This is a genomic window from Pararoseomonas sp. SCSIO 73927 (assembly GCF_037040815.1).
In the GTDB taxonomy this organism is placed as follows: Bacteria; Pseudomonadota; Alphaproteobacteria; order Acetobacterales; family Acetobacteraceae; genus Roseomonas.
In genome coordinates this window covers 287,751-312,628 of the sequence record NZ_CP146232.1, presented here as the reverse complement: position 1 = coordinate 312,628, position 24,878 = coordinate 287,751, and the positions used below count along the sequence as shown (strand labels likewise).

Annotated in this window: 21 protein-coding genes and 2 tRNA genes; 7 read left to right on the top strand and 16 right to left on the bottom strand. The window is 73.9% G+C overall.

Annotation, left to right across the window (positions count from 1 at the left end; genetic code table 11):
- Nucleotides 1-58: 58 nt before the first annotated feature.
- Nucleotides 59-1,243 carry an acyl-CoA dehydrogenase family protein gene (locus tag VQH23_RS01675; RefSeq protein WP_338663877.1) on the top strand — a complete coding sequence of 395 codons (1,185 nt, stop codon included), beginning with the start codon at nt 59-61 and terminating at the stop codon, nt 1,241-1,243.
- 3 nt (nt 1,244-1,246) lie between these two features.
- The gene (locus VQH23_RS01670) at nt 1,247-3,319 is read left to right on the top strand and encodes an acetate--CoA ligase family protein (protein ID WP_338663876.1); all 2,073 of its coding nucleotides are present in this window, start codon (nt 1,247-1,249) and stop codon (nt 3,317-3,319) included.
- A 33-nt stretch (nt 3,320-3,352) separates the two neighbouring features.
- On the opposite strand, the gene VQH23_RS01665 is transcribed toward VQH23_RS01670, so the two are convergent.
- From VQH23_RS01665 to dcd, 10 genes are all read right to left on the bottom strand, one after another.
- Nucleotides 3,353-4,726 (bottom strand): MmgE/PrpD family protein, encoded by a 1,374-nt coding sequence (locus VQH23_RS01665; protein ID WP_338663875.1) that lies wholly within the window; start codon nt 4,724-4,726, stop codon nt 3,353-3,355.
- 243 nt (nt 4,727-4,969) lie between these two features.
- A tRNA-Phe gene (locus tag VQH23_RS01660) sits at nt 4,970-5,045 on the bottom strand.
- A 79-nt stretch (nt 5,046-5,124) separates the two neighbouring features.
- On the bottom strand, nt 5,125-5,295 hold the full coding sequence (yacG, locus tag VQH23_RS01655; protein ID WP_338663874.1) for a DNA gyrase inhibitor YacG: 171 nt from the start codon (nt 5,293-5,295) through the stop codon (nt 5,125-5,127).
- Nucleotides 5,285-6,415, bottom strand: coding sequence for a ribonuclease E/G (locus VQH23_RS01650; RefSeq protein ID WP_338663873.1), 1,131 nt, complete (start codon nt 6,413-6,415; stop codon nt 5,285-5,287). The genes yacG and VQH23_RS01650 overlap by 11 nt, the downstream gene beginning before the upstream one ends.
- Before the next feature lie 15 nt (nt 6,416-6,430).
- The gene (locus tag VQH23_RS01645) at nt 6,431-7,060 is read right to left on the bottom strand and encodes a nucleoside triphosphate pyrophosphatase (protein ID WP_338663872.1); all 630 of its coding nucleotides are present in this window, start codon (nt 7,058-7,060) and stop codon (nt 6,431-6,433) included.
- 11 nt (nt 7,061-7,071) lie between these two features.
- Nucleotides 7,072-7,290, bottom strand: a complete 219-nt coding sequence (gene infA, locus VQH23_RS01640) for a translation initiation factor IF-1 (protein ID WP_007003972.1) — start codon at nt 7,288-7,290, stop codon at nt 7,072-7,074.
- 265 nt (nt 7,291-7,555) lie between these two features.
- Entirely contained in the window at nt 7,556-8,848 is a 1,293-nt protein-coding gene (hisD, locus tag VQH23_RS01635; RefSeq protein WP_338663871.1) for a histidinol dehydrogenase, read from the bottom strand.
- Entirely contained in the window at nt 8,845-9,555 is a 711-nt protein-coding gene (gene hisG / locus VQH23_RS01630; RefSeq protein ID WP_338663870.1) for an ATP phosphoribosyltransferase, read from the bottom strand. Before hisG ends, hisD begins: the two co-directional genes overlap by 4 nt.
- Nucleotides 9,556-9,604: 49 nt before the next feature.
- Nucleotides 9,605-10,879: a UDP-N-acetylglucosamine 1-carboxyvinyltransferase gene (murA, locus tag VQH23_RS01625; RefSeq protein WP_338663869.1), complete on the bottom strand. Its 1,275-nt coding sequence runs from the start codon at nt 10,877-10,879 to the stop codon at nt 9,605-9,607.
- An 11-nt stretch (nt 10,880-10,890) separates the two neighbouring features.
- A complete protein-coding gene (dcd, locus tag VQH23_RS01620; RefSeq protein WP_338663868.1) occupies nt 10,891-11,445 on the bottom strand; it encodes a dCTP deaminase in 555 nt (184 codons plus the stop codon).
- Nucleotides 11,446-11,850: 405 nt separating this feature from the next.
- Here dcd and VQH23_RS01615 point away from each other — a divergent pair.
- Both VQH23_RS01615 and VQH23_RS01610 read left to right on the top strand, forming a co-directional pair.
- Nucleotides 11,851-11,925, top strand: a tRNA-Thr gene (locus VQH23_RS01615).
- Between the two features lie 645 nt (nt 11,926-12,570).
- A complete protein-coding gene (locus tag VQH23_RS01610) occupies nt 12,571-12,750 on the top strand; it encodes a hypothetical protein (protein ID WP_338663867.1) in 180 nt (59 codons plus the stop codon).
- Nucleotides 12,751-13,066: 316 nt separating this feature from the next.
- Here VQH23_RS01610 and VQH23_RS01605 read toward each other — a convergent pair whose 3' ends face one another.
- A complete protein-coding gene (locus VQH23_RS01605; protein ID WP_338663866.1) occupies nt 13,067-13,216 on the bottom strand; it encodes a hypothetical protein in 150 nt (49 codons plus the stop codon).
- A 356-nt stretch (nt 13,217-13,572) separates the two neighbouring features.
- Here VQH23_RS01605 and VQH23_RS01600 point away from each other — a divergent pair, with 356 nt between their 5' ends.
- The 3 genes from VQH23_RS01600 (at nt 13,573) to VQH23_RS01590 (ending at nt 18,708) form a co-directional block, all read left to right on the top strand.
- Nucleotides 13,573-13,812 carry a hypothetical protein gene (locus VQH23_RS01600; RefSeq protein ID WP_338663865.1) on the top strand — a complete coding sequence of 80 codons (240 nt, stop codon included), beginning with the start codon at nt 13,573-13,575 and terminating at the stop codon, nt 13,810-13,812.
- Between the two features lie 133 nt (nt 13,813-13,945).
- Nucleotides 13,946-15,514, top strand: coding sequence for a DNA polymerase Y family protein (locus VQH23_RS01595; RefSeq protein ID WP_338663864.1), 1,569 nt, complete (start codon nt 13,946-13,948; stop codon nt 15,512-15,514).
- Nucleotides 15,511-18,708: an error-prone DNA polymerase gene (locus VQH23_RS01590; RefSeq protein ID WP_338663863.1), complete on the top strand. Its 3,198-nt coding sequence runs from the start codon at nt 15,511-15,513 to the stop codon at nt 18,706-18,708. Before VQH23_RS01595 ends, VQH23_RS01590 begins: the two co-directional genes overlap by 4 nt.
- Here VQH23_RS01590 and VQH23_RS01585 read toward each other — a convergent pair.
- From VQH23_RS01585 to VQH23_RS01565, 5 genes are all read right to left on the bottom strand, one after another.
- The gene (locus VQH23_RS01585; RefSeq protein WP_338663862.1) at nt 18,705-20,330 is read right to left on the bottom strand and encodes a Na/Pi symporter; all 1,626 of its coding nucleotides are present in this window, start codon (nt 20,328-20,330) and stop codon (nt 18,705-18,707) included. The two genes, VQH23_RS01590 and VQH23_RS01585, sit on opposite strands and share 4 nt — an antisense overlap.
- A gap of 147 nt (nt 20,331-20,477) precedes the next feature.
- Entirely contained in the window at nt 20,478-20,852 is a 375-nt protein-coding gene (locus VQH23_RS01580) for a hypothetical protein (RefSeq protein WP_338663861.1), read from the bottom strand.
- A 148-nt stretch (nt 20,853-21,000) separates the two neighbouring features.
- Nucleotides 21,001-21,228 (bottom strand): hypothetical protein, encoded by a 228-nt coding sequence (locus VQH23_RS01575; RefSeq protein ID WP_338663860.1) that lies wholly within the window; start codon nt 21,226-21,228, stop codon nt 21,001-21,003.
- Nucleotides 21,229-21,238: 10 nt separating this feature from the next.
- On the bottom strand, nt 21,239-22,393 hold the full coding sequence (locus VQH23_RS01570; RefSeq protein WP_338663859.1) for a hypothetical protein: 1,155 nt from the start codon (nt 22,391-22,393) through the stop codon (nt 21,239-21,241).
- The gene (locus tag VQH23_RS01565; RefSeq protein ID WP_338663858.1) at nt 22,393-24,801 is read right to left on the bottom strand and encodes a glycosyl hydrolase family 28-related protein; all 2,409 of its coding nucleotides are present in this window, start codon (nt 24,799-24,801) and stop codon (nt 22,393-22,395) included. The genes VQH23_RS01570 and VQH23_RS01565 overlap by 1 nt, the downstream gene beginning before the upstream one ends.
- Nucleotides 24,802-24,878: the final 77 nt, after the last annotated feature.

The window sequence follows — 24,878 nt, the reverse complement described above, 5'->3', positions numbered from 1 at the left end:
CCGCGTTTCCCGGGCAGCATGCGCAGCGACGAACGGCACCCCGGGCGGAGAGGCGCGCATGGATTTCAACCTGACCGAGGACCAGCGCATCTTCGCCGCCTCCGTGCGCCGCTTCGCCGAGGAGAACCTCGCGGCCGGCGCCCTGAAGCGCGCGCACACGCCGGGCTTTCCTTACGACGTGGCGGAGATGATGGCGGGCCAGGGCCTGCTCGGCATCACCATCCCCGAGCGGGATGGCGGGCAGGGCGGCACGCTGATGGACGCCGTGCTGGCGATCGAGGGGGTGGCGGCGGTCTGCCCCCGCAGCGCGGACGTGGTCCAGGCCGGCAATTTCGGCCCGATCCGCACCTTCGCCGAGTACGCGACGCCGGAGCAGAAGGCGCGATGGCTGCCCGACCTGCTGGCCGGGCGGAACGCCATCTCCTTGGGAATGAGTGAGCCGGAGGCGGGGTCTGCCGCGACGGAGCTGCGGACGACGGCGCGCCTCGACGGCGACCACTACGTCGTCAACGGCTCCAAGGTCTTCGGCACCCACAGCGCGGAGGCCTCGCTCTATCTCATCTACCTGCGCTTCGGGCCGGGGATCGATGGCATCGGGTCGGTCCTGATCGAGCGCGGCACGCCGGGCTTCACCGTCGGCCAGCCCTCGCTCTTCCTGAACGGCGAGGAGTGGAGCGCGCTCTACTTCGAGGAGTGCCGCGTGCCGAAGGAGAACCTTCTCCTCGGCCCCGGTGGCTTCAAAAAGCAGATCGCTGCCTTCAACGCGGAGCGGGTGGGCAACACGGCGCGCTCCCTCGCCGTCGGCCGCTACGCCTTCGAGCGCGCGAAGGAGCACGCCGAGACGCGCCGCCAGTTCGGCCGCACCCTGTCCGAGTTCCAGGGCATCCAGTGGAAATTCGCGGAGATGGCGCTGAGGCTGGAGGCGGCGCAGCTCCTGCTCTACCGCGCGGCGGTGAACGCGGATCGCGGCCTGCCCTCGCCCTACGAGACGACCCTCGCCAAGCTCGCCTGCAACGAGGCGGGGTTTCACGCGGCGAACGAGGCCATCCAGATCATGGGCGGCACCGGCTTCTCCGAGGAATCGCTCGTGGAGTACTGCATGCGGCGCTGCCGCGGCTGGATGATCGCGGGCGGCTCGATCGAGATGATGAAGAACCGGCTGGCCGAGGAGGTCTTCGGCCGCCGCTTCTCCCAGCGCCCGCCGAAGCCTGCCAATCCGGACGAGCCGCGGGCGGCGGAATAGGCCGTGCGCGCCGCCCCCGCCGCCCTGCTCTCGCCGCGCAGCATCGCCGTCGTCGGCGCCTCGGACGACGTGACGAAGACCGCCTCCCGCCCGCTCCGCTTCCTGCGCGCGGGCGGCTTCGGCGGCGCGGTCTATCCCGTCGCCCGGCGCGGGACTGTGATGGGCGAGCGGGCCTTCCCCACCCTCTCGGCCCTGCCCGAGTGCCCCGACCACGCCTTTGTCCTGCTGCCGACCGAGGGCGCCATGGCGGCGGTCGCGGAGTGCGCCCGCCTGGGCATCCCCGCCGTGACGGTGCTGGCCGGCGGCTTCTCGGAAGCCGGACCGGAGGGCGCGGCGCGGGAGGAGGCGCTGCGAGAGAGCCTGCGCGGCACGGGCACGCGCCTGCTCGGGCCCAACAGCATCGGCCTGGTGAACCTGCACCACCGCATGGTGCTGACCGCCAACGCCGCCTTCGCGGAGCCCGACCTGCCGGTCGGCGGCGCCTTCGTCGCGTCCCAGAGCGGCAGCATGATCGGCGCCATCCTCTCCCGCGGGCGGGGGCGCGGGCTCGGCTTCGCGGGGCTCGTCTCCGTGGGGGCGGAAGTCGATCTCGACCTCGGCTCCATTCTCGCGGCCACGCTCGACGACCCGAAGGTCACCTCCTACCTCCTCTTCCTCGAGACGCTCCGGGGCGCGGGCGCCCTGCGGGACTTCGCGCGGGGCGCGGCGGGGCGCGGCAAGCCCGTGGTCGCCTACAAGCTCGGCCGCAGCGCGGAGGCGGCGGAGCTCGCCGTCTCCCACACGGGTGCCCTCGCCGGTGAGGACGACGTGGCGGACGCCTTCCTGCGGGATTGCGGGATCGCGCGCGTCGATACGCTGGAAGGCCTGCTGGAAGCCCCCGCCCTCCTGCGCCGCATCCCCATCCGCGGGCCGGGCGCGCGCCGCCCCGTGGTGGGCGTGGTGACGACCACGGGCGGCGGCGCGGCCATGGTGGTGGACGGGCTGGGCGTGCGCGGAATCTCGGTGGAGGCGCCGGGCGAGGCCACGCGCGCGCGGCTGACGGCGGCCGGCATCGACCCCGGCCATGGCCGCATCCTCGACCTCACGCTGGCCGGGGTGCGGCCGGAGGTGATGGGGCCGGCGCTGGACGCGCTGCTCGCCGCGCCGGAATACGACCTGGTCGTGGCCGTCGCCGGCTCCTCCTCGCGCTTCCAGCCGGAACTGGCGGTGCAGCCGGTGGTGGAGGCCGCGAAGGACCGGGCGCACCTCGCCTCCTTCTGCGTGCCGGAGGCGCCGCAGGCCCTTGCCATGCTGGCCGAGGCCGGCGTGCCCGCCTTCCGCACGCCGGAGGCCTGCGCCGACGCGATCGCCGCCGCCTTCGCCCGGCGCCAGCCCCGGCCGGCGGTCCCCGCGCCCGCTCGGACGGGTGGCGAGGGGCGGATGCTGGACGAGGCCGAGGCCTACGAGATCCTGGCCGGACTCGGCGTGCCGCACGCGCCCTGCGTGGCGCTGCCGGCCGACGGGGCGGGGCGGGAAGAGCTGCCCTTCCCTTATCCCGTCGCGGTGAAGGTCCTGCACCCCGACATCCTCCACAAGTCGGACATCGGCGGCGTCGTGCTAGGCGTCGGGTCCGACGACGCGCTGGCGGAGGCGGCCGCCCGGATCGTGCGGAGCGTCGCCGCGCACCGCCCGGCGCTCGGTGCGGACCGGGTGCTGGTGCAGGCGATGACGCGGCCGCTCGGCGAGGTGCTGCTGGGCTATCGCCGCGACCCGCAGGTGGGGCCGGTGGTCCTCCTCGCCGCCGGCGGCGTGCTGACGGAGATCCTCCGCGACCGCAGCGTGCGCCTGGCGCCGGTGGACCATGAGGGCGCGCGGGAGATGATCGCGGAGGTGCGGGCCTTGCGCGCGCTGGAAGGGTATCGCGGCCGGCCGCGCGGCGACATGCGGGCGCTGGCCGACGCCATCGTCGCCCTCTCCGGCCTCGCCGGGCGCGGCGACGTCGCGGAGTGCGAGATCAACCCGCTGATGGTGCTGGAGGAAGGGCGCGGCGTCCTCGCCGTGGACGCCGTGATCCGCCTGGGCGGGGACGGGTTCTGAACCGGGCCCGGCAGCGCGCGCCGCGCCGGGGCCTCAGCCCGCCCGACGCTCGGGCAGGCCGCCCGTCGCCAGCGGAACCGGCCCTGGAAGCGCATCGCCCTGCAGCAACGCCCGCTCCAGCCGCGCCGCCGCCGCGTCCCCGATGGCCGGGCCGGCGAGCTCGCGGAACTTCGCGGTCAGCTCCGCATCGCTGAGCGGCGCGTCCGGGTCGCCCTTTCGGGTCGGCTGATAGCGTTCCAGCACCGTGCCGTCCCGCAAGGTGACCGCGACGCGCGCGCTCCGCCGCCGGGGATAGGCGTCCGCCATGTCCGGATCGATCGCCACGGTCACCTTCGCCATGTCGGCCCGGATCGCCGGGTCTGCCATACTCTCCGGCGCGAAGGCCGCCAGCCGCACGCCGCCGAGGTGCAGCAGGGCGGAGACGCAGTACTGCACGGAGAAGCGCGCATCGGCCACCGTGCGCGGGTCCGGCCGGTCGCACAGGGTCTTGGTCTGGGTGTAGCCGGCCACGCGCACGGCAGCGACGTCGCCGGGGCCGAAGCCGTGCTCGTCCCGCAGGGCCTGCACGGCGTCCAGCGCCGGGAAGATGTGGCCGCAGCAGCCATGGTTCTTGAAGGTGATGCGGGTGATGGCCGGCGGCCCGCCCAGCCCCTCCAGCGCCGCCTCCCAGCGGCCGGTGCTCTCGCTGGTGGCGGCGGCGAAGCCGGTGGGGGCGTGCAGCACCTCCAGCGTGCCGGTCATCCCGCGGGCGGCCGCCATGGCGGCCAGGGCGCCGGCCTCGGCCGCGTGTCCGGCGTGGAGCGGCTTGCTCATCCCCTCGCCCTGGATCGCCCCCTGCAGGCCGGCGGCCATGGTGGCGGCGGTGGCCAGGGCGTGCGCCGTCCGCTCCTCGTCCAGGCCGAGCAGGACCGAGACGGCGGCGGCGGCCCCGAAGGTCCCGACCGTGGCCGTGGTGTGCCAGTACCGGTAGTGGCTGGGCTGCACGGCCATGCCGATCCGGCAACCGACCTCGTAGCCCGCGATGATCGCCCGCAGCAGCTCCGCCATGGAGGCGCGGTGCACCTGCGCCGCCGCCAGCGCCGCCGGGATAGTGGGGCAGGCCGGGTGGTAGCCGGCGTCGCGGTAGATGTCGTCGAACTCCACCAGGTGGCCGGCGGTGCCGTTCACCAGGGCCGCGTGGCGCAGCGGCACCATCGTGCCGTCCACGTAGCTCACCGCGCGGCCGGCGGCGCCTTCCGCTGCGAGCGCCTCGGCCAGCAGCGTCGCGGGTGGCTGGGTGCAGCCGGGCAGGAGGGAGGCGAACCAGTCGAGCAGGGCGCGGCGGGCATGCGCCTCCACCCCGGCCTCGATCGGGCGGCCGCGCCAGCCGGCCGCGTGGCCGGCCAGCCGCAGGAGCGGGTTTTCCATGGCGTTCTTCTCCCCGGTCTTCCGCAGTCCTGCGACAGAGGCTCCGGCAGGTCAAACGCGGTCATCGGAGTATGAGACACCGGGACGGCCGGCGCTCGGCACCGGACCGGCGCGGCTTCGCGCCACTGTCGGGCGGCGCAGGGTGGAGTGCTTGTCCAGCCACGAGCGCGCCCGGCCACGAGCATGCCCCGCCACGGAGGGCCGACAGGTGGCTCAGTGAGCGGCGGATCGACCGGAGGTGAATGGTGCCCAGAGCCGGAATCGAACCAGCGACACTGCGATTTTCAGTCGCATGCTCTACCAACTGAGCTATCTGGGCCCAGACAAGGCGGCTTGCGCCGCCGGTCGAGGAGGCGCGGAATAGACGATGAGTCCGCCCCTGTCCAGGGCATTCCCGCTCATTCCGCGTCGCGATCTTCCGGCGTCTCCGGCTCGCCCGGCACGGCATAGGTCCCCCCCAGCCAGCGCCCGAGATCCACGGCCCGGCAGCGCGGGGAGCAGAAAGGGCGCGTCGCGGGCTGGGAGGGGCGGCCGCAGATCGGGCAAGCGGGGGATGGGTTAGCCGGCACCGGGTCGCACCTCCTCGATCGCCTCCTCACCCGGCATCAGCGCCGGGTCGGGGTGAAGGGAGATGGGGTGGGCCGCTGCGGAGGCGAAGGCCTCCAGCGCGCCGGGCTCACCCCGCAACGCCTGGACCACGCGGGGGTGGGCCCGCAGGCCCAGGGCAGCGCCGGGGCGCGCGGCCGCCTCCCGCGCCGCGCGCCGCAGCGCGGCCAGGCCGAGAGTGAGCGGCGCCCGCGGGAAGCCCAGCACCTCGTGCAGGGGCGGGTGGACCCGTGTGCGGACCATCTCCATCAGCCCCAGCCCCGTCAGCCCCACCACGCGCAGCAGCGGGTCCGCGCCCGCGGCGGTTTTCAGGGCCGGCAGCAGCGCGGCGCGGGACTTCGCGGTCCCGCCCGCCAGGTCCAGCAGGATGGGTCCGGCCAGGTGGCGAAGGCGGATCTGCCGGGCAGCTTCCGCCAGGGCGGCGGCGTTCACCGCGCGGTGGGCGCCGGAATCGCGGCCCGCGGCGGCGCCGGTGTCCACGTCCAGCGCCGTCAGCGCCGGGGTGGGGTGGATCAGCAGCCGCCCGCCGCCGGGCAGCGGCACCTCGGGCGAGGCGAGGCGGTCGAACTCCGCCTCCACCGCCTCGTCGAAGGCCGGGCGGGACTGCGGCCGCACCCGCGCGGGCTCCAGCACGCCGCGCAGGCGGGCGGCCTCGGAGGGGGTGTCGCAGATCAGAGGGGCCGCCGGATGCGCGGCGGCCAGCCGCAGCGCGGCATCCGGCCCACGCCGCAGCAGGCGCAGCGGGCCGCTACGGGGCAGGTCCGCGGGAAGCCCGGTGGCGGAGAGCCGCGGCCCCTTGCCGCCCTGCGGGGCGCGGGTGACGCGCAGGGGAAGGATGTCGCCCTCCGAAACCCGTTCGCCGCCCCCGGCGTCGGGCAGGAAGCCGCTCTCCCCGCCCTCCAGCGCCACGAAGACGCCGGAGAGGGCGGGCACGCGGGCGGTGACGCGGCAGAGATGCAGGTCGCCCACCCCGTCCGGATGGGCCGGGCGCTCGGTGAAGGCCGCCTCCAGCCGCCCGTCCCGCCACAGCGCCACCCGGCGCTCTCCGGGGGAGGTGGCGACGAGGATGCCGGGCTCAGCCATGCGGGAGCGCAGCCATCAGGGGCGCAGCCATCCCACGCCGCGCAGCAGCTGGGCGGTCTCGAAGAGCGGCAGGCCAACCACGTTGGAATGGCTGCCGGACAGGAAGCGCACGAAAACTTCCGCCCGCTGGTGGATGGCGTAGCCGCCCGCCTTGCCCTCCCACTCGCCGGAGGCGACGTAGCCCTCCATCTGCGCGTCCGTCAGGCGCTGGAAGGCGAGGGTGGTCTCCACCAGCCGCGTCCGCACCACGCCATCGGGGGTGACGAGCGCGACGCCCGTGGTCACGCGGTGGCGGCGGCCGGAGAGGAACTCGAGGAAGCGCCGGGCCTCCGCGGCATCCTCCGGCTTGCCGAGGATACGGCGCCCCACCCCCACCACCGTGTCGGCGGCCAGCACCAGCGCGCCAGGGCTGCGGGCCGCCACGGCCTCCGCCTTCGCGCGGGAGAGGCGGCCGGCGAGGCCGCGCGGCAGCTCGGCCTTGCGGGGTGTCTCGTCGATGTCGGCCGGGTCCACGCGGTCGGGCACGATGCCCAGCCGCGCCAGAAGGTCCAGGCGGCGCGGGCTGGCGCTCGCGAGGACGAGGGGCGGGCGCGGGGCATCGCCCGCCGGCGCCAGGGCGGCTTCCGGCAGAGGATCCGAAGGCACTGGGAAAGGCCTTACTTAAAGCGGAAGGTGATCCGGCCCTTCGTCAGGTCGTAGGGCGTCATCTCCACGTTCACGCGGTCCCCGGCCAGCACGCGGATGCGGTTCTTGCGCATCTTCCCGCTGGTGTGGGCCAGAACCATATGCTCGTTGTCCAGCTTCACGCGGAACATGGCGTTGGGCAGCAGCTCCACCACCTGGCCGCTGAACTCGATCATGTCTTCCTTCGACATGCGTATCCTTTTTCGTCGCGGGGCATGGGGGCGGGGGCGCCGCAGCCCCGCGATGGGTTGGGGCGGCGCCGGATCATCGGGCGGCGCGGCTGCGCGTCCGGCCCGGCACGCGAACAGGCGCGGACCCGCATCCGGGCCGCGCAATGTGTGGGCTGAGCGTGCGGAACATGATGCCCCGCGCCGCCAGGGTCAAGGAAAGGGACCATCTCCCGTTGGAATGAGGGCCCCACGATGCGCGGGAGCCTCACCCGAGGAAGCGCCGGGGTCAGAGCCCGATGCGCTCCGCGATGCTGCGGGCATGCGCGTCCAGCCCCTCCGCCCGGGCCAGCGCGACGGCGGCGGGGCCGGTGGCGCGCAGCCCCTGCTCCTCGGCCGCGATCCAGGTGGTGCGCTTGAGAAAGTCGAAGACCGAGAGGCCGGAGGCGAAGCGCGCCGTGCGCCCGGTGGGCAGAACGTGGTTCGGCCCGGCCACGTAGTCGCCCAGCGCCTCCGGGCACCAGGGCCCGAGGAAGGCGGCACCGGCGTGGCGGATGCGGGCGAAGAGGGCGGCGGGCTCCGCCGTCATGATCTGGAGATGCTCCGGCGCCAGCCGGTCCACCAGCGCCGCGCCCTCGGCCCAGTCCCGCACCAGGACCACCGCGCCGTGGCGGCGCCAGGATTCGCCGGCGATCGCGGCGCGGGGCAGCGTGGCCAGCGCCGCCTCCACCGCGCCGGGCACGGCATCGGCGAGTTCGAGGCTGTCCGTGATCAGGATGGACTGCGCCGCCTCGTCGTGCTCGGCCTGCGCCATCAGGTCCATGGCCACCCGCGCGGGGTCCTGGGCGCCGTCGGCCAGCACCACGACCTCGGAAGGGCCGGCGATGGAGTCGATGCCGACCCGGCCGAAGACCTGCCGCTTGGCCTCCGCGACATAGGCGTTGCCGGGGCCCGTGATCTTGTCCACGGGCGCGATGCTGGCTGTGCCCCAGGCCAGCGCCGCCACGGCCTGGGCGCCACCGATACGCCACACCTCCGTCACCCCCGCGCGGGCGCAGGCGGCGAGGACCAGCGGGTTGATCTCCCCGTCCGGCGTCGGCACGGCCACGGCCACGCGCGGCACCCCCGCCACGCGGGCGGGAATGGCGTTCATCAGCACGGAGGAGGGGTAGGCCGCCTTGCCGCCGGGCACGTAGAGCCCCGCCGCGTCCACGGCGCCCCAGCGCATGCCCAGCGTCAGCCCGGCCGGGTCCGGCACGGTCACGTCCGCCGGCATCTGGGCGCGGTGGAAGGTCTCGATCCGGGTGGCGGCCGTGTTCAGCGCGGCCATCAGGCCGGGTTCGATGGAGGCGGTCGCGGTCGCGATCTCCGCCGCCGTCACCCGCAGGGCGGCCGCGTCCTTCGGTGCCCAGCGGTCGAAGCGGGCGGTCAGCTCCAGCAGGGCGGCGTCGCCCTCGGCGCGCACGCGGGCGATGATCTCCGCCACGACCCCGTCCACCCGGGCGGTGGTGTCGCGGGCGGTGTCCAGCAGCGCGTCGAAATCGGCGGGGAAGCCGGGATCGCGCGTGTCGAGTCTCTTCATGATGCGGTCAGGGCTTCCCGGAAGCGCGCCAGCCAGGCGCCGATCCGCTCCGGCTCCGTCTTCAGCGCCGTGCGGTTGACGATGAGGCGGGAGGTGACCCCGGCGATCACCTCGCGCTCGACCAGCCCGTTGGCCTTCAGGGTGGAGCCGGTCTGCACGAGGTCCACGATGAGGCGGGCGAGGCCGAGGGAGGGAGCCAGCTCCATCGCCCCGTTCAGGTGCACCACCTCTGCCTGCACGCCGCGGGCGGCGAAGTGGCGGCGGGCGATGCCGGGATACTTGGTCGCCACCGTCACGCGGGACCAGCGATCCGCCTCATCCATGAACGGGTCGTCGGCCGGGCCGGCGACGCTCACGCGGCAGCGGCCGATGCCGAGGTCCAGCGGGGCGTAGATCTCTGGGTAGTCGAACTCCATCAGCACGTCGGCGCCGCAGACGCCGATTTGCGCCCCGCCATGGGCGACGAAGGTCGCCACGTCGAAGGGCCGCACGCGCACCACGTCCAGCCCGGGATGGTTGGTGGGGAAGCGGAGGTGGCGGCTGTCCTCGTCGTGGAAGTCGCCACCGGGGACCAGCCCGGCGCGGGCGAGGAGGGGCTGCACCTCCTTGAGGATGCGGCCCTTGGGGAGCGCCAGGATCAGGTCGGTGGTCCCGGCAGCGCGGGGGCGGAGGCCGGGAAGGGAGGGGGAGGTGATCGGCAGGTCCATGGGGGAAGTTAGCACCGCTCGCGCGGCGGCCTAATGAAGGATTCTTGAGTTATCCGGGAATGCGCTCGATGTCCGCGCCCACCGCGGCCAGCTTCGCCTCCAGCCGCTCATAGCCCCGGTCCAGGTGATAGACGCGGTTGACGATCGTCTCGCCCCCCGCGGCTAGCCCGGCCAGGATGAGGGAGACGGAGGCGCGCAGGTCGGTCGCCATCACGGGCGCGCCGGAGAGGCGGGAGACACCGCGGACGATGGCGGAGCGGCCCTGAACGTTGATGCGGGCGCCCATGCGGTTCATCTCCGGCACGTGCATGAAGCGGTTCTCGAAGATCGTCTCCGTGATCATGGAGGCGCCCTCCGAGACCGCCATCACGGCCATGAACTGGGCCTGCATGTCGGTCGCGAAGCCGGGGAAGGGTTCCGTCATCACGTCTACGCCCCGCAGGCCGGAGGTGCGGCGGACCATCACGCCGCCGGCCGAGCCGTTAGGCGGCACCTCCTCCAGCTCCACCCCGGCCTCCCGCAGCACGCGGGCGACGGAGCCGAGATGCTCCATCCGCGCGCCCTGCAGCAGCACCTCGCCCCCCGTGACGCCGACGGCGCAGGCGAAGGAGCCGGCCTCGATCCGGTCGGGCACGATGGCGTGGGTGGCGCCGTGCAGGGTCTTCACGCCCTCCACCCGCAGCCGGTCCGTGCCGATGCCCTCGATCTTCGCGCCCATGGCGACGAGGCAGTGGGCGAGGTCGTCGATCTCCGGCTCGCGGGCCGCGTTCACCAGCTCCGTCATGCCGTCGGCCAGGGTGGCCGCCATCAGCAGGTTCTCGGTGGCGCCGACGGAGACCTGGGGGAAGTAGATCTTGGCGCCCTTCAGGCCGCCGGGGGCGCGGGCGGTCATGTAGCCGGCATCCAGCTCGATGCCCGCGCCCATCTGCTCCAGCCCCTTGAGGTGGAGGTCCACCGGGCGCGTGCCGATGGCGCAGCCGCCGGGCAGCGAGACCTTCGCCTCCCCGTAGCGGGCCACGAGCGGGCCGAGGACGAGGACGGAGGCCCGCATCTTCCGCACGAGGTCGTAGGGGGCGACGAGGTTGGTGGCCGCCCCTGCGAGCGTCATGGTGCGGGCCTTGGTGTCGTGCTCCGCCTTCAGCCCGTGCTGCTCCAGCAGCCCGGCCATGGTGCGGGTGTCGTCCAGCGCCGGCGCGTTGGTGAGCACCAGGGGGCCATCGGTGAGGAGGGCGGCGGCCATCAGCGGCAGGGCGGCGTTCTTGGCGCCACCGACGGGGATGGTGCCCTTGAGCGGCCGGCCGCCGCGAAGACGGATGCGGTCCATGGTCTTTCCCCTTACAGCCGTGGCAGAGCCACGCCGCGCTGGCGCATGTATTTCCCGGCCCGGTCCGCATAGGACACGTCCGGCGCCCCCTCTCCCTTCAGGAAGAGGAACTGGCAGATCCCCTCATTCGCGTAGATCCGGGCGGGCAGGGGGGTGGTGTTGCTGATCTCGATCGTCACCTGCCCCTCCCACTCCGGCTCCAGCGGGGTGACGTTCACGATCAGGCCGCAGCGGGCGTAGGTGGACTTCCCGAGGCAGATCACCAGCACGTCCCTGGGGATCCGGAAGTACTCCACCGTGTGGGTCAGCACGAAGGAGTTGGGGGGGACGATGCAGGTCTCCCCCGTGCGGGTGACGAAGCCCGCATCCGAGAACTCCTTCGGATCGACGATCGCGTTGTCCACGTTGGTGAAGATCTTGAACTCGGCGGCGGCCCGGGCATCGTAGCCGTAGGAGGAGAGGCCGTAGGAGATCACGCCCTGGCGGCGCTGGGCCTCCACGAAGGGCTCGATCATGCCGTGCTCCGCCGCCATGCGGCGGATCCAGTGGTCGGGCATGATGGGCATGGCGGGGTCCTTGGGCCACCGCCGATCGGGGCGGGCGGGGATCGGGCAGGGGTGGCGGGCGGGATAGCCCCTGGGCCGCGGGGCGGCAACCGGGGGCTACTCTCCCTCCGGAGGCGGGGCCCGGGGTGGGGAGGGCGGCTGCGCCCTCTCGCGCGACTGGGCCTTGCGGCGCTTCAGGTTCTCCCGCAACGCGGCTGCCAGTCGGCGCTCGCGCTCCGACGGCTCGGGGCGGGGCGGGGGAGCATGCGGCTCGGGCGGGTCGGCGCTCTCGTTCTGATCCATGGGCGGGAGCCAATCGGCCTGGGCCTTGCGGCGTCAAGGCCGGGCCGGCACGTCAAGGGTTGCACGGGGCGGACGCAGCGGCTAGGTAGCGCCTCGCCCGCGGGCCCCGGCCCGGTCCGGCACGCTGCCGTAGCTCAGTGGTAGAGCACTCCCTTGGTAAGGGAGAGGTCGAGAGTTCAATCCTCTCTGGCAGCACCATCCTAAGTATCTGCTTCGGTAGAGCTTTTCACCAAAGCAGCAGCTTGTGCGCCCCCTGCTACAAGGGGATGGCACAATGCGGTGCTTCTGCCAGCCCGCGCGAAGCCCGGTCCCTAGACCTTGAACCTGGAACGCCCGACGGATGTTGCACCCGAACCGCGGGGCATTCCTTGCCAACGCGGGCTGAAGCGGAGGCCTGGGCGGAGAGCTTGTCGGAAGCCTCTCCCAGAAGACGTGCCGTGAGAGGGCAGAAACAGGAGTAGGCGCGCCGGCCGGCCCTCCGGCGCGCGTTGCGCAAGGGAGCCTCTCGGCAACCACCGTGCCGGGCCGCAGTTGGAACGGCTTCAGTTCCGGAGGGTACCGACTTGCCGATTGCGCGCATCGCGAAGGCGCTTTTCCAGGGCGCAATCAGGCGCCAGAAGTACCGGGCCCTGGGGGCAGTCGGCCTGCGGGGCTGGAAGCTGGATCTTTTCCGTGCCGTGCGGGGCATGATGAACAGCCGCGGGCGTGGCCCCGGGCCTGATCGGTTGCGAGGCCGGCGGGACACCTTCTGAGTGTCGCCAAACCGGCGTTACCGCAGAGAAGCACGGAACAAGCACACTGACCCGCCCTCTGACCTTTTCCCTGGCCCTTCTCGCCGGCTCCATGGCGGCCTGCACCGCGCCACCTCCGGACACCGCCGGGAAGTACCCTGACGAGCTCTACGCGGACGATGTCCGGGCCTCGGTGGACGCGATCGCGGCGGGCATGGAGAGGGCGCGGCGCGATCTGGCGCGCCGGGCACTCATGCGGATGATCAGGGAGAGGGAACGGGATCCGGGATAGGCGGCGCTTGATCGTGAGGTGGTGCCGGCCTGTCCCGTCCGGCGCGCGGCTTCTCGGCAGCCTCTGGGGTGTTCTGGCCTGGAGGGGCGCAGCCGGCCGCACTGGCCATGGTGCGTCCGCAGCGCCGGGTCAGGTCCATCCCTACCCAGCCGCGCTCGCCCGTTGGAACCCGATCACGGCCTCTTCGGGCACGCGTGCCCCTGGCCGGGCGGGGCGGACCAGATCGCCGGCGGGCCGCTTCTCCCGGGGTTGATGATCCGGGAGAGAGCGGTCCGCCATCGGCGGGCGAGCGGTCGGGCCGGGGCTGCGCCCGGGATCAGTTGCCGTCCGGGAAGGGCGCCCCCCAGGAAAGGGAGGAGGTCGGCGCGGCCGGCCCACGGTCCTGTTCGGCGTGAAGCAGCGCCAGAAGCTCCGTCAGCACGTCGTCGACTTGGCCCAGGCTGTAGGCTCTGGCATGATCAGCCAACTCACTAATTGCGGACAGTACGCCATCCCCGGGCCGCCTCGGTCCCAGGGGCACCGTTGGCCGGATCGGGATGGAGGAACTCCTCTCGCTCATGTCAGCTTCCATGATCTACGTCAGGGCAGCGGCCGTGATCCGCAGCCAGAGGAAAGGATAAGTCGGTCCGCTCCGGAAAGGGAGAGGAAACAGGACAGAACTCGCGGTTCCGAAGCAGCACCGGCCGCAGGTTTTTACATCCGGGTCTCACCATGTTGTGGTGGAGCCCGCGGAAGTCCTGCTAGGTTGCTGCTGCGTTGCAACCAGGACACGCATTGCGTGAGAGGAGAGCGCGCTTGGAACCATTGTCGTCCCTTCAGCCCTTGGAAGCTTCCGAGGATGCGCTGGAGAATGCCGTAACCGAGGCGTTGGACCGGATCCTCTCCCGCATGCCGGCAGAGCTTCGTGCGGACGCGCTCCGCTCCCTCCGGACGGAGCTGGAGCGCTGCCTGGCCGAGGCCCCGATCAGCGGTGCCCCGATGGACGCCATTCGCATGCGCGCCCGCTTCTCGGCCGCCATGGCCGCTTTCGGCTCAGACCGGATTACCCCTAACCAACGCTGACCGACCAAGCCGCGCGGGAGCCGTAAGGCCGCTCTTGCCAGCTTGGGCGTTGGCGAGAACATTTGGGGAACATGATCCCCGATTCGGTGTTCCCCGCCCTGAGCCGGTGCCTTGCCTCCCCCAGGAAGTGCGGATGAGGCGCCGCGCCTGCCAGCCCCCGCGAATCCGACTGGCCGTGCCCGCCGGAGAGGCTGCTCCCGAGGTGGACGAGGCGCAGGGCCCGCAGCCCGGGCCCCGCATCCTGGCGCTGCACCTGCCCGACCTGTCCACGGAGGTGCTGCGGGCTCCCGGCCCGCTTCTCGCTTGGCGTATGGAGGGCAACCGCAGGCTGGTGGTCGCGGCGGACCCGGCGGCGCGGGCGCTGGGCGTGCTGCCCGGCCAGGCGCTGGGGGATGCCCAGGCCCTGGCGCCGACCGTGGCCGCCCATCCCGAGGCGCCGGATGCCGCGGCGGCGCGCCTCCTGGAACTGGCTCTCTGGGCCCTGCGAATCGCCCCGCTGGTCGCGCCGGACCCGCCGGACGGGGTCCTGGTGAACATCGCCGGCATCGAGGCCCTGAGCGGCGGCGAGGCGCGGACGATGCGCCGGGCGGTGGCGGGCCTGGCCCGGCTGGGCCACACCGCCCGGGCCGCCGTGGCGGGCACGGCCGCGGCCGCCATGGCCCTGGCCCGCGGCGGGCAGGAAGTGGCTGTTCCCGCGGGCCTGGAGGCGGCGGCCCTGGCCGACCTGCCGCTTCACCACCTGCGGCTGGAGGTGGGAACGATCGTCGGGCTGCGGCGCCTGGGCCTGCACCGGATCGGCGACGTGCTGGCCCAGCCCCGCGCGCCCCTGGCCCGCCGGTTCGGGGCGGACCTCTCCCTGGCCCTGGCCCGCGCCACCGGCGCCGCGGCGGAGCCCTTCCGCAGCATCCGCCCCCCGCCGGAACGCCAGGTCGCCCTGGAGTTCGAGGAGCCCCTCATCACCCGCGCGGCCATCGACCACGCCGTGGAGCACCTGCTGGTCCGGCTCTGCGCGGGGCTGGCGGAGGAGGGGCGGGGACTGCGCCGCCTGGTCCTGCGTGCCCATCGCGCCGATGGCGGCGTGCAGGAGCAGGCGATCGGCACGGGAACCGCCAGCCGTGACCCGGCCCATCTCCTCCGCCTCCTCGCGCCGAGACTTGAGCGGCTGGAACCGGGCTTCGGATTCGACGGCATCGCCCTGATGGCGGAGGCAACGGAACCCCTGGCCGCTGCCCAGTCCGGTCTGCAGGGGGCCGGCCTGGATGGTGGGGACGCGGAGGCCGCCCTGGCCGCGCTGCTGGACCGCGTGGCCCAGCGCCTGCCCGCCTGGCGCCTGCGCCCGCGTGAGAGCCATTGGCCGGAGCGGGCGGTGGAGCGGGTGAACCCCCTGGCCGCCGTGGCCCCGCCGCAGAACTGGTCCGCCCGCCCGCGCCCCCTGCGCCTGCTGCGGCGGCCGGAGAGGCTGGAGGCGGTGGCCGTGCTGCCGGACGACCCGCCCTTCCGGATCCGCTGGCGCGGGGAATGGGTGGCCGTGCGCGCGGCGGAGGGGCCGGAGCGGCTGGAGGCGGAGTGGTGGCGGGACCGGCCGGACCGCCCCGTGCGGGACTACTATCAGCTGGAGGTGCCGGACGGCCGCCGCCTCTGGGTCTGCCGCGCCGGCGGGCCGGGCTCGGCGCGCTGGTTCCTGCACGGCCTGCTGCCGTGAGCGGCTTCGCCGAGCTCGGCGCCACGTCCAACTTCACCTTCCTGGAGGGCGCATCGCACCCCTGGGAGATGGCGGCTGCGGCGAAGGTGCTGGGGCACGCGGCGATCGGGATCGCGGACCGCAACTCCTTCGCCGGGCTGGTGCGCGGCTTCGCGGCGGCGCGGGAGGCCGGGATTCGCTTCGTGCCGGGCTGCCGCGTGGCGCTGGAGGACGGGGCGGAATACCTCGTCTGGCCCACGGACGCCGCCGCTTATGCCCGGCTCGCCTCGATTCTCTCCGCCGCCCGGATGCCTGCGGATGACGGCCGGCCGACGCGGGAGGCGCTGATCGCGGCCGCCGAGGGACAGGTGATGGCCGCCATCCCGCCCGACGAGCCGGAGGAGGCCTTCGCGCACCGCCTGCGTCGCGATGCGGAGGCGATGCGCCTCCGCCTCGCCCTGCCGCTCTTCCTCGCCGCGCACCACCGCTTCGCGGGTGACGACCGGAAGCGGCTGCGGCGGCTCTCCGCCATGGCGGGTTCGGCGCGCGCCGCGCTGCTGGCGGCGGGCGGGGCGCGGATGCACGTCGCCTCGCGCCGCCGCCTGGCGGATGTGCTGGCCGCCATCCGCCTCGGCACCACGGTGGACGCGCTGGGCCTGCACGCCCATCCCAACGCCGAAGCGCACCTGAAGCCCGAGGCGGAGATGCGCCGCCTGTTCGAGGGATTCGAGGAGGCCGTGGACGCGACGCTGCGCGTGGTGGCGGCCTGCCGCTTCGACCTGAAGCGCGACCTCACCTACGAATACCCCGAGGAGATCGTCGAGCCCGGCCTGACGGCGCAGGAAACGCTGGAGCGCCGCGTGGCGGAGGCGGCGCGGGTGCGCTGGCCGGATGGCACGCCGCCGAAGGTGGCGGCGCAGATCGCGGAGGAGATGGCGCTGATCGGGCGCCGCGGCTACGCGCCCTACTTCCTGACGGTGCACGAGATCGTCCGCTTCGCGGACTCGAAGGGCATTCTCTGCCAGGGGCGCGGGTCGGCGGCGAATTCGGCGGTATGCTACGCGCTCGGCATCACCTCGGTGGACCCCGACAAGCACCGCCTCCTCTTCGCGCGCTTCCTGAGCGACGCGCGCGGCGAGCCGCCGGACATCGACATCGATTTCGAGCACGAGCGGCGCGAGGAGGTGATCCAGCACATCTACGAGCGCTACGGCCGCGACCGCGCCGCGATCACCGCCACCCTCACCCGCTACCGCACCCGCAGCGCCGTGCGGGAGGTGGGCAAGGCCATGGGGCTGTCCGAGGACGTCACCGGCCGCCTCGCCAAGGCCTCCTGGCACGACGGCATGGACGGGCTGCGCGACGTGGCACGGGAGGCCGGGCTGGACCCGGCGGCCGATCCGCGCCTCGGCATGGCGCTGGACCTGGCAGAGGAGCTGCACGGATTTCCTCGCCACCTGGCAACCCATGTCGGCGGCTTCGTCATCGCGCGCGGGAAGTTGACGGAGCTGGCGATCGTGCGAAAGGCGGCGATGGACAATCGCCACACCGTGGAGTGGGACAAGGACGACATCGCCGTCCTCGAGATGCTGAAGGTGGATGTGCTGGGGCTGGGGATGCTCTCCTGCCTCAAGCGTGCCTTTGATCTCTTGGAGGGGTGCACGGGGGAGCGCCTCCAGCTGCACACGGTGCCGCCCGAGGACGCGGCCACCTACGCGATGCTCTCGCGCGGGGATTCCATCGGCGTGTTCCAGGTGGAGAGCCGCGCGCAGATGAACATGCTGCCGCGCATGCGGCCGAAGCGGTACTACGACCTCGTCATCGAGGTGGCCATCGTGCGCCCCGGCCCGATCCAGGGCGACATGGTGCATCCCTACCTCCGCCGGCGCGAAGGGAAGGAGAAGCCGGACTACGCGAAGCCCGAGCTGAAGGCGGTGCTGGAGAAGACCCTCGGCGTGCCACTGTTTCAGGAGCAGGCGATGGAGATGGCGATCGTCGCCGCGGGCTTCACGCCCTCCCGCGCGGACGAGTTGCGCCGCTCCATGGCCTCCTTCAAGCACGACGGCAAGCTGGACACCTTCCGGGGGGAGTTCGAGGGCGGCATGGTCGCGCGCGGCTACGAGCCGGATTTCGCGCGCCGCTGCTTCGAGCAGATCCGCGGCTTCGGCGGCTACGGCTTCCCCGAGAGCCACGCGGCCTCCTTCGCGCAGCTCGTCTACGTCTCGGCGTGGATCAAGTGCCACCACCCCGCCGTTTTCGCGGCCGCGCTGCTGAACAGCCAGCCCATGGGCTTCTACGCCCCCCCGCAGATCGTGCGGGACGCGCGGGAGCACGGCGTGACGGTGCGCCCGCCCGACGTCGCCGCCAGCGACTGGGATTGCACGCTGGAGAGGGAAGGGGAGGGATGGGCGCTGCGCCTCGGCCTCCGCCTGGTCTCCGGCCTGTCGAGGGACGACGCAAAGAAGGCCATCGCCCTGCGCCGGCGCGCGACACCGGCCGCCCTGGCCGCCGCCGGGCTGCACCGCCCGGCGCTGGAGGCGCTGGCGGGGGCGGACGCCTTCCGCGGCCTCGGCCTGGACCGCCGCCGCGCGCTGTGGGAGGCGGCGGCCGTGGAGCGCGCGCCACCGCCGCCTCTCCCGCTCTTCGCCGCGGCGGAGGCCGCGCCGCGCCTGCCCGCCGAGACGGGCGGGGAGGAGACGGTGCTGGACATCGGCGCCACCGGCCTGACGCTGCGCGCCCACCCTCTCGCCCTGCTGCGCCCGGCGCTGGAGAGCCTGCGCCTGCGCGACAGCCGGGCCGTGGCCGCGGGGCGCCAGGGGCAGTCCATCCGCGTCGCCGGGCTGGTGCTGGTGCGCCAGCGCCCGGGCAGCGCCAAGGGCGTGGTCTTCTTCACGCTGGAGGACGAGTTCGGCACGGTGAACCTGGTCCTGCAGACGGACGTCATCGCCGCCCACCGCGCCGCCGTGGTCGCCGCGCGGCTGCTGCTGGTGGAGGGCCGGGTGGAGCGCCACGACGACGCCGCGGTGCCCATCGTCCACGTCCTCGGCCGCCGGCTGCAGGACCGCTCCGACCTGCTCGACGGGCTGCACCGGCTGGGCGCCGCGCGCATCCCCATGGCCCGCGCGGACGAGGTGACGCGCGGCATCGATCACCGCCCCACTGGGCGCGCCGGCGGGCGGGATCCCGTCTTTCCCTCCAGCCGGGACTGGCGCTAGGCCGCTTCCTCTGCCCCGGCCGGAACCGCCCAGCCCCCGCGCGCCGGCGGCAGCAGCAGGGCGCCGCGCCGGATCAGCCACACCGCGCGCTCGAACAGCGCGGTGACGCGGAAGAGAAGGTCCACCCCCTCCGGCGGCAGGTCCGCCCCGGCGCGGGCGATGCGGCGCCGCAGCCCGTCCATCATGGCCGATCGGTCCGCCGCCAGCTCCGCCAGCGTCCCCGCATCGGTGGGATCGCCGGAGAGGGCGGCCTCGTGCAGCTCCGTCAGCAGCAGGTGCAGCGCCTCCGCCAGCGGCGCGGCCAGGGCCTGCACGGGGTCGCCCGCCTCGCGGCGGGACGCCGCCTCCAGTGCCACGGCCAGCCCGTCCGCCGCCTCGCGCAGCGGGGCCAGCACGCCGTTCAGGTTCTGCAGCGCCACGGCGCGGCCCAGCTCCTGGCGCGGGCAGCGCGCCAGCGCCTCCTCCAGGAAGGCCGCAATCCGCCGCTCCACCGCGTCGCCCGCCGCCGACACCGTGGCGCGGTCCGCCCCGCCGCGCCCCTCCTCCCGCACGCCGTCCAGCAGCCAGGGCAGGCGGCCGAAGAGCCGCGCCTGCTCCTGCCCGGCGAGGTCCAGCGCCGTCGGCACGTCGTCCAGCGCCTGGTCGTAGAGGAATTTCGGCTGGGAGAGCGTCTCCTCCGGCGTGGTGGGGGAGAGGCGCTCGAGCAGCTTCGGCAGGTAGGGGGTGATAAGCGGCAGCAGCAGCGCCGGCACGAGCTGCAGCGCGACGAAGAGGAGTCCCAGCCGGTGCGGCAGGTCGGTGCCAGCGAATGGCAAGGGGAGCCCAGGCTGGAACTGCCAGACGATGAAGGGAATGGCGAGGAGCGTCGCCCCGGCCGCCTTGAACAGTGCCTGGAAGGTCGCCAGCCGCCGCGCCGCCCCGCGCAGCCCGCCAGCCAGCAGCAGGACCGAGAGGCCGGAGCCGAGCGAGGCGCCGCACACGGCCATCCCGGCCTGGGCGCCGTCCAGCAGCCCGACCTCCGCGAGCGCGATGGCGAGGATGGTGACGGTGGAGGAGGATTGCGCGACGAGGGCGACGATTGTGCCGAGCAGGAAGGGCGGCAGCAGCGCGTGGCCGGCCAGCTCCATCGCCTCGCGCAGCGCCCCCGCCTCGCGCAGCGGGGCGGCGCCCGATTTCAGGATGGCTAGGCCGAGGAAGAGGAGGCCGAGCTGGAAGGCCGCCTCCAGCGCCGCCTTCCAGCGCCCGCCGCCGTGGCGCCCGAGGGTGATGGCGCAGCCCGCGACGCCGATGAGCCACAGCGCCGCCAGCCGCAGGTCCAGCGAGGCCGCCAGCACCAGCACCACCGTGCCCAGATTGCACCAGGCCACCACGGGCAGGGCGCGCGCCAGCGGCAGCAGCCCCGCCTGCACCATGGAGGCGGCGACGAAGGTGACGGCGTTGGAGGATTGCGTCAGCGCGCCCAGCGCCGCGCCGGTCAGGGCCGCGCTCAGCCCGCCCCGGGTCGCGCGCGCGACGGCCGTGCGGAGCCGCCGCCCGGCCATTCCCTGCAGGGCGGAGCCGAGCCCGCGCACCCCGGCGAGGAAGAGGCCGAGGCCGCCGAGAAGGGTGGCGATCAGATCCAAGAGGTCGTCTTCAACCCTGGCACGGACGGCAACGGGACGGCATGGCAGGGCCGCATCATCGGGCCTCGCCCGCCATGCGGAAGGCCCGGCCGGGCCGTGTCATCAAAACGTCAAGGGTGGGGAGGGCACGGCCCTCCCCCGGACCCGTCAGCTCGGGTTCACGACGAGGCCGCCCGCCGCGACCGTCACCGTGCCCGCCCCCGTCATCGCGACGGCGGCGTTGAGCGGCGAGACGAGCAGCGGGTTGCCGCCGGAGGCCGCGTCGTAGAGCCCCACATGGCCCAGCGTGCCCGCGGCGGCGGAGAAGACGAAGCGCAGCGCCTCCGCGTTGCTCTGGGCGCCAGTGCCGGTGAAGGTCACGCGCTGGCGGGCGTAGCCGCCCCCCACGGGCTCCCCCGTCAGCCCCGCCGCCGCCGTGCCGCCGGTTCCCAGGGCGGCGTAGACGGTGGTGGGCAGGCCCGGTGCGCGGGCGCAGACCGCGCGGGCCAGGAGGTTGCGGGCGTAGTCGGTCAGGTCGGACATCGGGGGTCTCCGCGGTGGAAGGTGGGGCCCGCCCGGCCAGGGCGGCCGGCGGGCGGAAGCGGGGCGCGGCACCGCGCCGGCCCCGTGCCTGGGATCACGACTGGGATCACGCCTGGGGCCGCGCCCGGCAGGGGCACGGCCCCGGCTGTCAGGCGATCACGCCGAGAATGGCGGCCGAGAGCTCGTCGCCGGTCCTCGCCAGGCCATTGGGCAGGCCATCCGGCAGGTGCAACGCCGCGCAATCCCGCCGGAGGACGTAGGCGATGCCGTCCAGCTCGCGCGGGCCGACCTGCACGGCCGCCGGGGGCAGCCCCGCCAGCGCGGCCTCCATCCTCTCCGCCGGCCCGTGCCAGCGCAGGTCCACGTACTCGGTCATGCCGGTCTCCCTAGTTGGAGGTGAGCGCCTGAAGCTGCGCGTCGGGAAGGCGCACGGGGTAGAGCGTGAGCGGGCCGACCTCGCCGAACATGGGCTCCGCGAGGTTGGCGCCCGCGTAGCCCATGAGCAGCCGGCTCAGGCCGGCAGGCCCCGCCGCGACCGAGACCGGGGCGCCTCCCGCCACGGCCGCCGACGCCCCGCTGCCGTCCCAGGTCAGGGCGGCCCTGAACGGCACGCCCGCGCTGACGGGGCCGGCATCGGCGGCAGGCCCCGCGACGCCCCCCGCAACGCTCGCGATCCGGACCGCCGAAGCGGCGCTGCTCCTGGACAGGATGAGGCGGTTGGCCGCGGTGCCGTCGTCCAGCAGCAGCAGGCCCTGGGAGAGCGGGGCGAAGGCCGGCAGCAGGAAGGTTCCCACCAGCGTCCCCGCTTGCGCCTGAGCGGAGGAGAGGGGGTAGCTCGCCAGGTCAGGCGCGCGCGTGGCCGCAGCCCCGGTCGTCGGGACGTAGCTGGAGGCGAAGGCCCCCTGCTCGAGCTGCACGCCCCACACCTCCACGGACCCGACGCCACCCGCCCCCCGGTTGGCGACGGCAACGTTGCCCGCCTGCGCGGACGGGACCGCGAAGGTGAAGCTGTAGCGCCGCCACTCCGGCGTCGTCGCGAGGTCGGGGCTGTAGGCATCGCCCATGTCCGGCGTGTAGGCCTTGAAGCGGAACGGCCTGCCCCCGGCCTCCCTCGCCCAGACCGAGGCCGTGTAGGTCCCGGAGGCGAGGCCGAGCGATTGCGACATCTGGGACCGGCTGAGGGAACCGAAGGCGATCGTCGCCCCGCTGCCCGTCCCGTCCGGCGCGGCCAGGGCGGTCGCGGACTTGGCCGCGCCGTTGCTCACGGCCCAGGACGCCTGGGCAAGGTCCTGGGACCACAGGAGAAGGTTCTGCCGCTGCCCCTCCACCAGCAGGCGGCGCGCCGTGCCGTGGAAGCGCGGCATGTCGGCGGCCACCGCCTGCAGCGTGGCCCCGTCCGCCCCCAGCGCGCGGCCGGAGGAGGCGCGGGAGAAGGCGACGCCCGGGCCGAGGGCGCCGCCGCCGATGAGCGTGTCGGCGGAAACCACCCCCAGCGGTCCGCCCGCGTCGTAGGCGTGGGCAACCGGGGAGTTCGCGATCATCAGGCGGCTCCTCCCCCCGTCAGCTGGCAGAACCTCGTCGCCCCGCCATCCGGCGAGTAGACCAGCAGGCTCGCCACGGCGCCCGCGCGGACCTTCGTGTAGCCGTCCGGGTTGACGATCCCGGCGGAGAAGCCGCCGATCGCGATCGCGAGGTTCGCGCCCGTCCGGTTCACCACCATGCAGGCGAAGCCGTTCCCCGTGCCCGCCCAGTCCAGCGAGAGCGTGGCGCCGGGATTCGCGATCACCATGCGCGCGTTGTACCCGGCGAAGTGCAGCACGGTGGCGGAGGCGGTGACCACGATCGGCATGGGGCGGGCGACGTAGCTGTTGTCCACGTAGTTCCGCGTCGCCGCCTGCATCGGCGCGGCCGGGTCGGCCGCCAGCGTCAGCGTGCCCCCCAGCGTCACCGCGCCGGAGGAGGCGATGCGCATCCGCTCCGTGACCGCGCCGCCGGCGCGAGTCTCGAAGACCAGGGCGCCGGCCTCCGCCCCCGCCGCCACGCTCTCGGCCACCGTCGCCACGCGCCCGAAGGTCACCTCGGCCGCGGCGCTGTTCAGGCCGGTGCCCTCCAGCGAGAAGACGCGGTCGTTCGCCGCCGGGCTGGCCGAGAGGCGACGCAGCCGCAGCGTCAGCGGCTGCGTCATGCCGGCATTGCCGAGGATATAGCTCGGGTTCGGGTTCAGCGCCGCGTCGCCCTGCAGGTACAGGTCCGTCCCGGCCACGCTGATCGCCGCCGCCGCCGCGTCGCTGCTGCCGTGCAGCCGCAGCATGGCGCCGGAGGAGCCGCCCCGCCGGTGCACCGCCACCACGCCGTCCGCCCGGGCGGAGAGGCGGGTCTCGATGGCGCCGGAGGCGGAGATGGCCGCCAGCTCGGACTGCCCGCCGATGCTGCGCGCCACGCCCACCGCGTTGCTCATGCGGGTGCCGGAGATCTGCACCTTCTGCATCGCCGCCACGCTCTGCCCCGCGACGGTCGCGTTCTTCATGTCGCAGCCCAGGATCTGCAGGCTGTCCGCGCCGTCGTAGAGATAGGCGGAGCCGTAGAGGTCGCAGCCCATCAGGACCAGGGCGCCGTCGATCACCTCCACGGAGTTGCCGGTGCCGGCCGGCAGCATCACGCCCGCGACGACGTTCTGGTCCGCCGACTGGGAGTTGACGACGAGCGGCCGCCCCTTGCTGGACCAGAACCCGCCATACCACTTGTTGCGGTAGCACACCCCCGTCATCTGCACGCCGATCGTGCCGGGATCGGTGTTCACGCCGTCCACGCCGCAGTTCACGAACTGCGCGGAATGCGTCGCGTCGTCCAGGTGCCAGCCGATGTCGTGCCCGTACTCGAAGCAGTTCACGAAGTTCGGCATGTCGGCGGTAGTGATCCAGAAGGCCTTGCCGCGCCGGTGGTTGACCGTGGGGTTGACGGTGCCGCCGCCCGCATAGGCGCCGGCGAAGGCGCTGCCCGCCAGGTCCAGCGTGGTGGCGTTCGGCACGGCCGCCACGGTGAAGCGCCCGTTCGCCCCCGCCACGCCGCCGACCCCGCTGACGAACACCACGTCCCCCGCCCGCAGCTCGTGCGCCGCGCCCGTGGTCAGCCGCACGAGGCCGGCGCCGTTGTTCGCGCAGCCCGTGACCGCCCAGGTGGTGGCGGCGAAGGTCCGGCCCGTTGTGGCCAGCGGGTGCCAGTTGATGCGCTCGTTCTGGCCGATATCGAAGGACCGGCCGAGGTAGAGGCCGTTGGTGCAGTCCCCCACCACGTCGCGGATGCGCGTGCGGCTGGCGCCGTTGCTGTACACGCCCCAGGTGAAGCCGATGATCAGCAGGTTGCGGACGGAGGCGTCGGTCGCGTTGGTCGTGCTGCTGCCCGTGCTGCCGTCGCCGATGCTCACGGCCGTGCCGGCGAAGGCGGCCGCGCAGTCCAGCGCCTCCCGCACGGAGGAGGGGGGGACGAAGCCCTTGCGGATGACCGCCACCTGTTCCAGCGCCGAGTTGCGCCGCAGGCGGATGGTGCGCGCGGGGTTCAGGATGATGGAGTAGGGCACGGCGCTGTAGTCGTTGTTGATGCGCCACCCACCCGGGTCGCAGCCGCCCTGCAGCGTGACATTGGGCGGGATGACCAGCTCCGCGCTGTCGATGAGGTAGCGGCGCGGGCCGAGCAGGACGACGCCGCCCCCGGCGCCGGCCGCCGCGTTCAGTGCCGCCTGGAAGGGGGCCGTGTCGTCCGTGGTGCCATTGCCCGCGGCGCCGTAGTCGCGCACGTGCAGCGGCCGGTCGGCCATCACGGTGGAGCGGAACTGGGCGAAGGTGGCGCGCCGCGTCTCCGCCGCGCCCCCCACGCCCTGCACCACGGGGGTGATGTCGGTGTCGGCGAAGGAGGTGGCGGCGGGAAGGTCGCTGATCTTGCTGTCGGGCATGGGCTGGCGGCTCCGAAAGGGGACGGCGTCAGGTTCGGGGCGGGAGGGGGGGCGAGGGGGCGGCCTCGCGCTTCCGC

Excerpts from the sequence above, each read along its gene's own strand:
- murA (WP_338663869.1), bottom strand. The coding sequence starts at position 10,879 with ATGGACCGCATCCGTCTTCGCGGCGGCCGGCCGCTCAAGGGCACCATC.
- VQH23_RS01665 (WP_338663875.1), bottom strand. The coding sequence starts at position 4,726 with ATGGAAAACCCGCTCCTGCGGCTGGCCGGCCACGCGGCCGGCTGGCGC.
- VQH23_RS01580 (WP_338663861.1), bottom strand. The coding sequence starts at position 20,852 with ATGTCCGACCTGACCGACTACGCCCGCAACCTCCTGGCCCGCGCGGTC.
- VQH23_RS01595 (WP_338663864.1), top strand. The coding sequence starts at position 13,946 with ATGAGGCGCCGCGCCTGCCAGCCCCCGCGAATCCGACTGGCCGTGCCC.
- dcd (WP_338663868.1), bottom strand. The coding sequence starts at position 11,445 with ATGCCCATCATGCCCGACCACTGGATCCGCCGCATGGCGGCGGAGCAC.
- infA (WP_007003972.1), bottom strand. The coding sequence starts at position 7,290 with ATGTCGAAGGAAGACATGATCGAGTTCAGCGGCCAGGTGGTGGAGCTG.
- hisD (WP_338663871.1), bottom strand. The coding sequence starts at position 8,848 with ATGAAGAGACTCGACACGCGCGATCCCGGCTTCCCCGCCGATTTCGAC.
- VQH23_RS01570 (WP_338663859.1), bottom strand. The coding sequence starts at position 22,393 with ATGATCGCGAACTCCCCGGTTGCCCACGCCTACGACGCGGGCGGACCG.
- VQH23_RS01675 (WP_338663877.1), top strand. The coding sequence starts at position 59 with ATGGATTTCAACCTGACCGAGGACCAGCGCATCTTCGCCGCCTCCGTG.
- VQH23_RS01565 (WP_338663858.1), bottom strand. The coding sequence starts at position 24,801 with ATGCCCGACAGCAAGATCAGCGACCTTCCCGCCGCCACCTCCTTCGCC.
- hisG (WP_338663870.1), bottom strand. The coding sequence starts at position 9,555 with ATGGACCTGCCGATCACCTCCCCCTCCCTTCCCGGCCTCCGCCCCCGC.
- VQH23_RS01610 (WP_338663867.1), top strand. The coding sequence starts at position 12,571 with ATGGCGGCCTGCACCGCGCCACCTCCGGACACCGCCGGGAAGTACCCT.
- VQH23_RS01650 (WP_338663873.1), bottom strand. The coding sequence starts at position 6,415 with ATGGCTGAGCCCGGCATCCTCGTCGCCACCTCCCCCGGAGAGCGCCGG.
- VQH23_RS01575 (WP_338663860.1), bottom strand. The coding sequence starts at position 21,228 with ATGACCGAGTACGTGGACCTGCGCTGGCACGGGCCGGCGGAGAGGATG.